This is a genomic window from Streptomyces sp. NBC_01775 (assembly GCF_035917675.1).
Classification (GTDB): domain Bacteria; phylum Actinomycetota; class Actinomycetes; order Streptomycetales; family Streptomycetaceae; genus Streptomyces.
Map to the genome: position 1 here is coordinate 8,636,467 of NZ_CP109104.1, position 11,795 is coordinate 8,648,261.

General features: G+C 62.7%; 6 protein-coding genes and 3 rRNA genes. 8 read left to right on the plus strand and 1 reads right to left on the minus strand.

The features are described from left to right. Window positions 1-13 precede the first annotated feature (13 nt). Window positions 14-463 (minus strand): PTS sugar transporter subunit IIA, encoded by a 450-nt coding sequence (locus tag OHB04_RS38095; protein ID WP_326692199.1) that lies wholly within the window; start codon window positions 461-463, stop codon window positions 14-16. 565 nt (window positions 464-1,028) lie between these two features. Here OHB04_RS38095 and OHB04_RS38100 point away from each other — a divergent pair. The 8 genes from OHB04_RS38100 (at window position 1,029) to OHB04_RS38135 (ending at window position 11,733) form a co-directional block, all read left to right on the plus strand. Next, window positions 1,029-2,557 (plus strand): 16S ribosomal RNA (locus OHB04_RS38100). A gap of 302 nt (window positions 2,558-2,859) precedes the next feature. Further along, window positions 2,860-5,982 (plus strand): 23S ribosomal RNA (locus tag OHB04_RS38105). 102 nt (window positions 5,983-6,084) lie between these two features. Further along, a 5S ribosomal RNA gene (gene rrf, locus OHB04_RS38110) occupies window positions 6,085-6,201 on the plus strand. Together the 16S, 23S and 5S rRNA genes form the textbook arrangement of a ribosomal RNA operon. Window positions 6,202-6,341: 140 nt before the next feature. Beyond that, the gene (locus tag OHB04_RS38115) at window positions 6,342-6,950 is read left to right on the plus strand and encodes a CDP-alcohol phosphatidyltransferase family protein (protein ID WP_326809255.1); all 609 of its coding nucleotides are present in this window, start codon (window positions 6,342-6,344) and stop codon (window positions 6,948-6,950) included. A gap of 111 nt (window positions 6,951-7,061) precedes the next feature. Then, a complete protein-coding gene (locus OHB04_RS38120; RefSeq protein WP_326692201.1) occupies window positions 7,062-9,557 on the plus strand; it encodes a mannose-1-phosphate guanyltransferase in 2,496 nt (831 codons plus the stop codon). Window positions 9,558-9,674: 117 nt separating this feature from the next. Beyond that, window positions 9,675-10,574: a DUF881 domain-containing protein gene (locus tag OHB04_RS38125; RefSeq protein WP_326692202.1), complete on the plus strand. Its 900-nt coding sequence runs from the start codon at window positions 9,675-9,677 to the stop codon at window positions 10,572-10,574. Further along, a complete protein-coding gene (locus tag OHB04_RS38130; RefSeq protein WP_180928314.1) occupies window positions 10,571-10,903 on the plus strand; it encodes a small basic family protein in 333 nt (110 codons plus the stop codon). The genes OHB04_RS38125 and OHB04_RS38130 overlap by 4 nt, the downstream gene beginning before the upstream one ends. Before the next feature lie 5 nt (window positions 10,904-10,908). After that, the gene (locus tag OHB04_RS38135; protein ID WP_326692203.1) at window positions 10,909-11,733 is read left to right on the plus strand and encodes a DUF881 domain-containing protein; all 825 of its coding nucleotides are present in this window, start codon (window positions 10,909-10,911) and stop codon (window positions 11,731-11,733) included. Window positions 11,734-11,795 lie beyond the last annotated feature (62 nt).

The following is an 11,795-nucleotide window of genomic DNA, read 5'->3' on the forward strand; positions in this document are numbered from 1 at the left end:
CCGGGCCCGTGCGTCAGCTCCAGGCGAAGAGCGGCTGCCCCGCCTCGATCTCGCCGTCGTCCACCAGCCCGCCGAGCGAGTCGGCGGTGGCCTCCAGCGCGATGACCGGAGAGACCGGCGACTTGCCCGCCGCCTCGACGGCCGCAGGGTCCCAGCGCACCACGGCCTGGCCGCGGCTCACGGTGTCACCCTTGGCCGCAAGCAGCTCAAAACCCTCACCGTTCAACTGCACGGTGTCGATCCCCAGGTGCGTAAGCACCCCGTGCCCGTCCGAGTCGACGACCACGAACGCGTGCGGATGCAGGGAGACCACGATCCCGTCCACGGGCGCCACGGCCTCGGTCTTCTCACGCACGGGGTCGACGGCGGTGCCGGGGCCCACCATCGCCCCGGAGAACACCGGGTCGGGCACAGCGGACAAGCCAATGACACGTCCGGTCAAAGGGGACGTCACGGTGGTCATGGGTGGCCTCCCAGGGGGCGGAGTTTCGATCAGCAGCCGTCACTACCTGTCCAGGACGGCGCACCGGTCAGAAGCGTAAGTCATAGGAACAGAGGATTCCGCACGAGTGCACGGGCGCGCCGTCCACCCCGTCCGTCCCCCTCCCGCAGAACCGATTTGCCTCGCCCAGGCACGGGCTGTACGGTCGTACCCCTGCCCAGCGCCGACGGCGAGGGCAGCACCCAACAACCCTTTGATTTCCACCCGTTGAGGGATTGCGTTCGCTCGCACCTCGAATTCGGAGCCAGGGAATCGGAGTGGTAAAGTGGGAAGAACCGAGAGGGCAGCGCCCGGAGAAACCGGTGAAATGGTTTCGAAGGAAGCGTCCGTTCCTTGAGAACTCAACAGCGTGCCAAAAGTCAACGCCAGATATGTTGATACCCCGACCTACCGGGTTTCCGGTGGGTTGAGGTTCCTTTGAAGAAATACACAGCGAGGACGCTGTGAACCGGGGGATTATTCCTCTCCTGGTTCCGCTCTCGTGGTGTTGTACCGGTGGTGGATTCGTCTGCTGGCCGAGTAAACATTCACGGAGAGTTTGATCCTGGCTCAGGACGAACGCTGGCGGCGTGCTTAACACATGCAAGTCGAACGATGAAGCCTTTCGGGGTGGATTAGTGGCGAACGGGTGAGTAACACGTGGGCAATCTGCCCTGCACTCTGGGACAAGCCCTGGAAACGGGGTCTAATACCGGATATGACATCCTCCCGCATGGGAAGGGTGTGGAAAGCTCCGGCGGTGCAGGATGAGCCCGCGGCCTATCAGCTTGTTGGTGGGGTGATGGCCTACCAAGGCGACGACGGGTAGCCGGCCTGAGAGGGCGACCGGCCACACTGGGACTGAGACACGGCCCAGACTCCTACGGGAGGCAGCAGTGGGGAATATTGCACAATGGGCGAAAGCCTGATGCAGCGACGCCGCGTGAGGGATGACGGCCTTCGGGTTGTAAACCTCTTTCAGCAGGGAAGAAGCGAGAGTGACGGTACCTGCAGAAGAAGCACCGGCTAACTACGTGCCAGCAGCCGCGGTAATACGTAGGGTGCGAGCGTTGTCCGGAATTATTGGGCGTAAAGAGCTCGTAGGCGGCTTGTCACGTCGGATGTGAAAGCCCGGGGCTTAACCCCGGGTCTGCATTCGATACGGGCAGGCTAGAGTTCGGTAGGGGAGATCGGAATTCCTGGTGTAGCGGTGAAATGCGCAGATATCAGGAGGAACACCGGTGGCGAAGGCGGATCTCTGGGCCGATACTGACGCTGAGGAGCGAAAGCATGGGGAGCGAACAGGATTAGATACCCTGGTAGTCCATGCCGTAAACGTTGGGAACTAGGTGTTGGCGACATTCCACGTCGTCGGTGCCGCAGCTAACGCATTAAGTTCCCCGCCTGGGGAGTACGGCCGCAAGGCTAAAACTCAAAGGAATTGACGGGGGCCCGCACAAGCAGCGGAGCATGTGGCTTAATTCGACGCAACGCGAAGAACCTTACCAAGGCTTGACATATGCCGGAAAACCCTGGAGACAGGGTCCCCCTTTGGGTCGGTGTACAGGTGGTGCATGGCTGTCGTCAGCTCGTGTCGTGAGATGTTGGGTTAAGTCCCGCAACGAGCGCAACCCTCATTCTGTGTTGCCAGCGTGCCTTTCGGGGTGACGGGGACTCACAGGAGACTGCCGGGGTCAACTCGGAGGAAGGTGGGGACGACGTCAAGTCATCATGCCCCTTATGTCTTGGGCTGCACACGTGCTACAATGGCCGGTACAATGAGCTGCGAAGCCGTGAGGTGGAGCGAATCTCAAAAAGCCGGTCTCAGTTCGGATTGGGGTCTGCAACTCGACCCCATGAAGTCGGAGTTGCTAGTAATCGCAGATCAGCATTGCTGCGGTGAATACGTTCCCGGGCCTTGTACACACCGCCCGTCACGTCACGAAAGTCGGTAACACCCGAAGCCGGTGGCCCAACCCCCTTGTGGGGAGGGAATCGTCGAAGGTGGGACTGGCGATTGGGACGAAGTCGTAACAAGGTAGCCGTACCGGAAGGTGCGGCTGGATCACCTCCTTTCTAAGGAGCATCTTGCTGCCGCAAGGCAGTCAGGGGCCACAACGTCAGCGAGTGTCTGACGGTGGTTGCTCATGGGTGGAACGTTGACTATTCGGCACGGTTCAACTGTTTGCGCTGGTACTGCTCTTCGGAGTGTGGAAGGTGTGGGTGGGGGAGTCGTGTCGGGCGCGCTGTTGGGTGTCTGAGGGCATGGCCGCTTGGCTGGGTCTTCGGTGCCGGTCCCGGTGAACTCGCACGTATGTGGCGGGGTGGTGGGTGGCTGGTTGTTGTTTGAGAACTGCACAGTGGACGCGAGCATCTGTGGCCAAGTTTTTAAGGGCGCACGGTGGATGCCTTGGCACCAGGAACCGATGAAGGACGTGGGAGGCCGCGATAGGCCCCGGGGAGCTGTCAACCGAGCTGTGATCCGGGGGTGTCCGAATGGGGAAACCCGGCAGTCGTCATGGGCTGTCACCCGCCGCTGAATGTATAGGCGGTGTGGAGGGAACGCGGGGAAGTGAAACATCTCAGTACCCGTAGGAAGAGAAAACAACCGTGATTCCGGGAGTAGTGGTGAGCGAAACCGGAGGAGGCTAAACCGTATGTGTGTGAGACCCGGCAGGGGTTGCGCATGCGGGGTTGTGGGATTTCATTTCAATGGTCTGCCGGCTGTTGGACGAGTCAGAAATTGTTGGTGTAGGCGAAGGGCATGCGAAAGGCCCGGCGTAGAGGGTAAGACCCCCGTAGCTGAAACGTCAGCAACTCGTTTATGGAACACCCAAGTAGCATGGGGCCCGAGAAATCCTGTGTGAATCTGGCGGGACCACCCGTCAAGCCTAAATATTCCCTGGTGACCGATAGCGGATAGTACCGTGAGGGAATGGTGAAAAGTACCGCGGGAGCGGAGTGAAATAGTACCTGAAACCGTGTGCCTACAAGCCGTGGGAGCGTCGCATCAAGTGCTTGCACTTGGTGTCGTGACTGCGTGCCTTTTGAAGAATGAGCCTGCGAGTTTGCGGCATGTTGCGAGGTTAACCCGTGTGGGGGAGCCGTAGCGAAAGCGAGTCCGAATAGGGCGTTGAGTAGCGTGTTCAAGACCCGAAGCGGAGTGATCTAGCCATGGGCAGGGTGAAGCGGCTGTAAGAGGTCGTGGAGGCCCGAACCCACCAGGGTTGAAAACCTGGGGGATGACCTGTGGTTAGGGGTGAAAGGCCAATCAAACTCCGTGATAGCTGGTTCTCCCCGAAATGCATTTAGGTGCAGCGTCGTGTGTTTCTTGCCGGAGGTAGAGCACTGGATAGGCGATGGGCCCTACCGGGTTACTGACCTTAGCCAAACTCCGAATGCCGGTAAGTGAGAGCGCGGCAGTGAGACTGTGGGGGATAAGCTCCATGGTCGAGAGGGAAACAGCCCAGAGCATCGACTAAGGCCCCTAAGCGTGTGCTAAGTGGGAAAGGATGTGGAGTCGCAGAGACAACCAGGAGGTTGGCTTAGAAGCAGCCATCCTTGAAAGAGTGCGTAATAGCTCACTGGTCAAGTGATTCCGCGCCGATAATGTAGCGGGGCTCAAGCACACCGCCGACGTCGTGTCATTGCAGCATGAAGCCTTAACGGGTGTTGTGATGGGTAGGGGAGCGTCGTGTGCCGGGTGAAGCAGCCGTGGAAACGAGTTGTGGACGGTTCACGAGTGAAAATGCAGGCATGAGTAGCGATACATGCGTGAGAAACGTGTGCGCCGATTGACTAAGGGTTCCTGGGTCAAGCTGATCTGCCCAGGGTAAGTCGGGACCTAAGGCGAGGCCGACAGGCGTAGTCGATGGAGAACCGGTTGATATTCCGGTACCCGCTTTGAAGCGTCAAACATTGAATCAGGTGATGCTAAGTCCGTGAAGCCGCCCTGAGCTCTTCGGAGTGTAGGGGAGTGGTGGAGCCGACGGTCCAAGCTTGTAGTAGGTGAGTGATGGGGTGACGCAGTGAGGTAGTCCAGCCCGGGCGGTGGTTGTCCCGGGGTAAGGGTGTAGCCCGTTGTGCAGGTAAATCCGCGCAACTTTTGGGGTGAGACCTGATGCCGAGCCGATTGTGGTGAAGTGGATGATCCTGTGCTGTCGAGAAAAGCCTCTAGCGAGTTTCATGGCGGCCCGTACCCTAAACCGACTCAGGTGGTCTGGTAGAGAATACCGAGGCGTTCGGGTGAACTATGGTTAAGGAACTCGGCAAAATGCCCCCGTAACTTCGGGAGAAGGGGGCCACGCCTGGTGATGGGATTTACTCCTTGAGCTGGGGGTGGCCGCAGAGACCAGCGAGAAGCGACTGTTTACTAAAAACACAGGTCCGTGCGAAGCCGTAAGGCGAGGTATACGGACTGACGCCTGCCCGGTGCTGGAACGTTAAGGGGACCGGTTAGTCACATTTCGGTGTGGTGAAGCTGAGAACTTAAGCGCCAGTAAACGGCGGTGGTAACTATAACCATCCTAAGGTAGCGAAATTCCTTGTCGGGTAAGTTCCGACCTGCACGAATGGCGTAACGACTTCTTGACTGTCTCAACCATAGGCCCGGTGAAATTGCATTACGAGTAAAGATGCTCGTTTCGCGCAGCAGGACGGAAAGACCCCGGGACCTTTACTATAGCTTGATATTGGTGTTCGGTTCGGCTTGTGTAGGATAGGTGGGAGACTGTGAAGCGGACACGCCAGTGTTCGTGGAGTCGTTGTTGAAATACCACTCTGGTCGTGCTGGATGTCTAACCCGGGTCCGTGATCCGGATCGGGGACAGTGTCTGGTGGGTAGTTTAACTGGGGCGGTTGCCTCCTAAATGGTAACGGAGGCGCCCAAAGGTTCCCTCAGCCTGGTTGGTAATCAGGTGGTGAGTGTAAGTGCACAAGGGAGCTTGACTGTGAGACTGACGGGTCGAGCAGGGACGAAAGTCGGGACTAGTGATCCGGCGGTGGCTTGTGGAAGCGCCGTCGCTCAACGGATAAAAGGTACCCCGGGGATAACAGGCTGATCTTCCCCAAGAGTCCATATCGACGGGATGGTTTGGCACCTCGATGTCGGCTCGTCGCATCCTGGGGCTGGAGTCGGTCCCAAGGGTTGGGCTGTTCGCCCATTAAAGCGGTACGCGAGCTGGGTTTAGAACGTCGTGAGACAGTTCGGTCCCTATCCGCTGCGCGCGTAGGAGTCTTGAGAAGGGCTGTCCCTAGTACGAGAGGACCGGGACGGACGGACCTCTGGTGTGCCAGTTGTTCTGCCAAGGGCATGGCTGGTTGGCTACGTTCGGGAAGGATAACCGCTGAAAGCATCTAAGCGGGAAGCCTGCTTCGAGATGAGGACTCCCACCAACTTGATTGGTTAAGGCTCCCTGGAGATGACGGGGTTGATAGGCCGGATCTGGAAGCCCAGTAATGGGTGGAGGTGACCGGTACTAATAGGCCGAGGGCTTGTCCATAGAGGCTCGCGTCCACTGTGTGGTTTCTGAGACAGCAACCACGGGCACCCGCCCCCTGTTTTATAGGGGGGTTGGTTGTGCCGGTTGTGTGTTTCATTGTGTTTCGGTGGTCATAGCGTGAGGGAAACGCCCGGTCTCATTCCGAACCCGGAAGCTAAGCCTTACAGCGCCGATGGTACTGCATGCGGGAGCGTGTGGGAGAGTAGGACACCGCCGAACTTTCTTTAGGAATAGCCCTGTTGGCTCCGGCCAACAGGGCTTTCTTTATGCCCGGAACCCGACCCCATGCACGCTGGGTGAGCACCGACGGGTAGGGTCAGGGGGCATCGTCGGTACGGTTACTCACGGGAGGCCCCCGGGTGGAGGTCCAGGAGACAGCGGTCCAGACGGACCGGGTCCTCACCATCCCCAACATCCTGAGCATGGCGCGCCTCGTCGGCGTGCCAGTGTTCCTGTGGCTGATCCTGTGGCCTGAGTTCGGAGGGCCGAACTGCGATCTGTGGGCCCTGCTCGTGCTCGCTGCCAGCGGTGTCAGCGACTATCTCGACGGTAAGCTCGCGCGCCGCTGGAACCAGATCAGCAGCCTCGGCAGGATTCTCGACCCCGCGGCCGACAGGCTGTACATCCTCTCCACGCTCGTGGGCCTCACCTGGCGTGAGATCCTCCCCATTTGGCTTACTGCGGCGCTACTGGCCCGGGAGCTGCTCCTGCTGGTCATGGTGTGGGTCCTGGACCGGCATGGCTATGCCCCGCCCCAGGTGAACTTCCTGGGCAAGGCCGCCACCTTCAATCTGATGTACGCATTTCCCCTGCTTCTCCTCAGTGACGGAAGTAGCTGGGTGGCATCACTCGCTGCTATTTTCGGATGGGCGTTCGCCGGCTGGGGTACGGCTCTCTACTGGTGGGCAGGGATCCTCTATGTGGTCCAGGTTCGCCGACTGATCAGGGCGGACGCCGAGGCCGACTGAGCACGCCTTTCAATGTCGCGGGGTCCGACTGCCCGTAATGCGACTTTGTGGGCCATCCTGGACGGGTGAAGTCGGCATAACTGTCGTCTGTGCGAGGAGGACGCTTCCGACATGAAGGCCGTCGTGATGGCTGGTGGCGAAGGCACACGCCTTCGGCCGATGACCGCGAGCATGCCCAAGCCACTTCTGCCGGTGGTCAATCGGCCGATCATGGAACATGTACTGAGGCTGCTCAAGCGTCATGGGCTCAGCGAAACCGTCGTGACCGTGCAATTCCTGGCCTCGCTGGTCAAGAATTACTTCGGTGACGGCGAAGAGCTCGGGATGGAGCTTACGTATGCCAACGAAGAAAAGCCGTTGGGTACGGCCGGCAGCGTCAAGAACGCGGAGGAAGCCCTCAAGGACGACTCGTTTCTCGTTATCTCCGGAGACGCCCTCACGGACTTCGACCTCACCGATCTCATCAACTTTCACCGTGAACGGGGCGCCCTCGTCACAGTCTGTCTGACCCGCGTGCCGAACCCGTTGGAGTTCGGGATCACCATCGTGGACGACGACGGCCGGGTCGAGAGGTTTCTGGAGAAGCCGACCTGGGGCCAGGTCTTCTCCGACACCGTCAATACCGGTATCTACGTCATGGAGCCCGAGGTCTTCGACTACGTCGACCCCGATGTGTCCGTCGACTGGTCCGGAGATGTCTTCCCTCAGCTCATGAAGGAGGGCAAGCCCATCTACGGCTATATCGCCGAGGGCTACTGGGAGGACGTCGGTACGCACGAGAGCTACGTCAAGGCGCAGGCCGACATGCTCGAGGGCAAGGTCGACGCCGAGATGGACGGGTTCGAGATCTCCCCTGGCGTATGGGTCGCCGAAGGTGCCGAGGTGCACTCCGACGCTGTGCTCCGCGGGCCCCTCTACATCGGCGATTACGCGAAGGTCGAGGCCGACGCCGAAATCCGGGAACATTCCGTCATCGGGTCGAACGTCGTCGTCAAGAGCGGCGCCTTCCTGCACCGCACCGTCGTGCACGACAACGTCTACATCGGCCAGCAGTGCAATCTGCGGGGCGCCGTCATCGGCAAGAACACCGATGTCATGCGGGCCTCCCGCATAGAGGACGGCGCCGTCATCGGTGACGAGTGCTTCATCGGCGAGGAATCCATCGTCCAGGGAAACGTCCGCGTCTACCCCTTCAAGACGATCGAGGCCGGCGCCTTCGTCAACACCTCGGTCATCTGGGAGTCCCGTGGGCAGGCACATCTCTTCGGTGCCCGGGGAGTCTCCGGAATCCTGAACGTCGAGATCACCCCCGAGCTGGCCGTCCGTCTCGCCGGTGCCTACGCGACGACCCTCAAGAAGGGGTCGACCGTCACCACGGCCCGCGACCACTCCCGCGGTGCCCGTGCCCTCAAGCGCGCCATGATCTCCGCACTTCAGACCAGCGCCATAGACGTCCGCGACCTGGAGAACGTACCGCTGCCCGTGGCCCGGCAGCAGACAGCACGCGGCAGCGCGGGCGGCATCATGATCCGCACCTCGCCGGGGGTGCCCGACTCGGTCGACATCATGTTCTTCGACGAGCGCGGGGGAGACCTCTCGCAGGCGAGTCAGCGCAAGCTCGACCGCGTCTACGCACGTCAGGAGTACCGCAGGGCCTTCCCCGGCGAGATCGGTGACCTGCGCTTCCCCTCCAGCGTCTACGACTCCTACACCGGCTCCCTCCTTCGTGCAGTGGACACCACCGGCGTCGAGGAGGCCGGACTCAAGATCGTCGTCGACGCCTCCAACGGCAGCGCGGGGCTGGTGCTGCCCAGCCTGCTGGGCCGGCTCGGGGTCGACTCCCTCACCATCAATCCGGGCCTCGATGAGTCCAGGCCCACCGAGACGGCTGAGTCGCGGCGCTCGGGAATGGTGCGGCTTGGGGAGATCGTCGCCTCCGCGCGTGCGGACTTCGGCGTGCGCTTCGACCCCGTGGGCGAGCGGCTCTCGCTGGTGGACGAGCATGGCCGGATCGTGGAAGACGACAGGGCGCTGCTGGTCATGCTCGACCTGGTCGCGGCCGAGCGGCGCAGCGGCAGGGTCGCGCTGCCCGTCACCACGACCCGGATCGCCGAGCAGGTCGCCGCCTACCACGGCACACAGGTCGAGTGGACGACCACCTCGCCCGACGATCTCACCCGGGTCAGCAGGGACGACGCCGCCGTCTTCGGCGGTGACGGCAGGGGCGGTTTCATCGTCCCCGAGTTCAGCTCGGTCTTCGACGGTGCCGCGGTCTTCGTACGGCTGATCGGTCTGGTGGCGCGTACCCAGCTGACGCTCAGCCAGATCGACTCGCGCATCCCGCGCGCCCATGTGCGCCGCCGTGACCTGGCAACCCCGTGGGCCGTCAAGGGACTTGTGATGCGCACCGTCGTGGAGGCCGCGGGCGACAGGTCCGTGGACACCACCGACGGGGTCCGGGTCGTCGAGTCCGACGGTCGCTGGGTGATGGTGCTGCCCGACCCGGCCGAGGCCGTCACTCATCTGTGGGCCGAGGGGCCCGACGAGGCCTCCGCACAGGCTCTCCTGGACGAGTGGGCCGAGGTGGTCGACAGCGCCGGCCGCTGAGCGGCTGCATACCCGCGTCTACGGCGGGACGGCCCTTCGCCGAGGGCAAGTCCCGCCGTACGGCGCGCGGGTGGGCCCGTTCGGTGGCACAGGCCCGGACGTGCGACGATGTGCGGCATGTCGCAGCAGCACCCCCCACGGAGCACCCCGTCGAGGTCTGCGCGGCCCGACGCCTCCATGTCGCTGCTGAACAACGTCATCGACCACAGCCTGGATGACGGTTATGCGGAAGCCGCCGTACGGCGGGGCGTGGAGGGCCGCTCGGGCCTTCCACGCACGCTGCGCGCCAAGCTGGGCCTGGCCGGCGGGTTGGTGCTCGCGGCGCTCGTGGTGACCGTGGGCGCGGCGCAGGCCCGGATCTCGGCGCCCACCATCGCCAAGGAGAAGCAGGAACTCATCGAACGCATCGAGTCCGGTGGACGTGACGCCGACAAGCTTCAGGACAGCGTCGATGAACTGCGTGCCTCCGTGGAGGAGAAGCAGCGCAAGGCCCTGGAGAAGCACGGCGACCAGCGCGGCAGAACCACGGCCCTGCTCTCCGGAGCCGTCCCCGTCAAGGGACCGGGGATCAAGCTGGTGGTGGACGACGCCAAGGACGCCGGGTCCGGCCACGGCGACGGACCGCGCAACAGCAACGGATTCTCCGACACCGGCCGCATCCGCGACCGTGATCTTCAGCGTGTCGTCAACGGACTGTGGCAATCCGGCGCCGAGGCGGTCTCGGTCAACGGCCAGCGGCTCACCTCCCGCTCGGCGATCCGCGCCGCCGGTGACGCGATCCTGGTCGACAACAAGCCACTGGTGCCGCCCTATACGCTGCTCGCGGTGGGGCAGGGCAAGAAGCTCAGCAGAACCTTCCAGGACAGCGTGGACGGGCAGTACCTGTACGTGCTGCACAAGGACTACGGTGCCCGGACCAACATTTCCGTCCAGGACGAGGTCCGGCTGCCTGCCGCGCCGAGTCTGATCGTACGAACAGCGAAACCTGTGCAGACAGGGAAGGGCAGCACATCGTGATCGCCGTACTGGGCCTCGTCGTAGGAGTCGTGGCCGGACTTGTCGTCCGGCCCGTGGTGCCGACGGTGGTCGAGCCCTATCTGCCCATCGCCGTCGTGGCCGCGCTCGACGCGGTCTTCGGCGGCCTGCGCGCCATGCTGGACGGGATCTTCGACGACAAGGTCTTCGTCGTCTCGTTCCTCTCCAACGTCGTCGTCGCGGCGCTGATCGTCTTTCTGGGGGACAAGCTGGGCGTCGGAGCGCAGCTGTCGACCGGTGTGGTCGTCGTCCTGGGCATCCGCATCTTCTCCAACGCCGCCGCCATCCGCCGGCACGTCTTCAGGGCGTGAGGCCGATGAGTGAAGGAAACACACCATCGGAGGAAGAGCGCACCCCGGAAGAGGGTGGTGCGCCTCGCGAGGAGCCCGCAGCGGAGCCGGCGCCGGAGGCCGCGCCGCAGCCCAGTGGCCGCCGGCGGCTCGTCCAGGCCGTCTGGCCGCCCCGGGTGACACGCGCCCAACTCATCGTCGCCGTGCTGCTGTTCGTCCTCGGGTTGGGGCTCGCCATTCAGGTGCGCTCCACCAGCGAGAACAGCGCGCTGCGCGGGGCACGCCACGAGGACCTGGTCCGCATTCTCGACGAACTCGACGACCGCACCAAGCGGCTGGAGGACGAGAAGCGGGAGCTGGAGGGGCACCGCACCGAGCTGGAGTCCAGCTCGGACCAGGCGGAAGAGGCCCGCAAGCAGACCCGGGAGAAGGAGGCCCAGCTCGGTGTCCTCGCGGGCACCGTCAAGGCGGAGGGTCCCGGCATCCGCCTTACGGTCAAGGACCGTGCGGGGGCCACGGATTCCGACACGCTGCTCGACGCCGTCCAGGAACTGCGGGCCGCGGGCGCCGAGGCCATGCAGATCAACGGCGTCCGCGTGGTGGCCAGCACCTATTTCTCCGACAGTGGCGGCGGAGTGAGCGTGGACGGGCATAGGATCGAGCAGCCTTACCGCTTCGAGGTCATCGGCAAGCCGGCGGACCTGGAGCCCGCGCTGAACATCCCCGGCGGAGTCGTGCAGACGCTGAAGAACAAGCAGGCCACAGCGTCTGTGACCCGGTCGGAGAAGATCACTGTGGATGCCTTGCGACAGGCGAAGCGGCCTGACTACGCTCGGTCGTCATCGCAGTGAGACGCTGAGAGGGCTTCCGGGGGGTCGGCCGGTCAGTTGAGTACTGCGTGGTGGAAACTGTC

What these genes read in the sequence shown, in the direction of transcription:
- OHB04_RS38095 (WP_326692199.1), bottom strand. Translation starts at nt 463, where the DNA reads ATGACCACCGTGACGTCCCCTTTGACCGGACGTGTCATTGGCTTGTCC.
- OHB04_RS38120 (WP_326692201.1), top strand. Translation starts at nt 7,062, where the DNA reads ATGAAGGCCGTCGTGATGGCTGGTGGCGAAGGCACACGCCTTCGGCCG.
- OHB04_RS38125 (WP_326692202.1), top strand. Translation starts at nt 9,675, where the DNA reads ATGTCGCAGCAGCACCCCCCACGGAGCACCCCGTCGAGGTCTGCGCGG.
- OHB04_RS38135 (WP_326692203.1), top strand. Translation starts at nt 10,909, where the DNA reads ATGAGTGAAGGAAACACACCATCGGAGGAAGAGCGCACCCCGGAAGAG.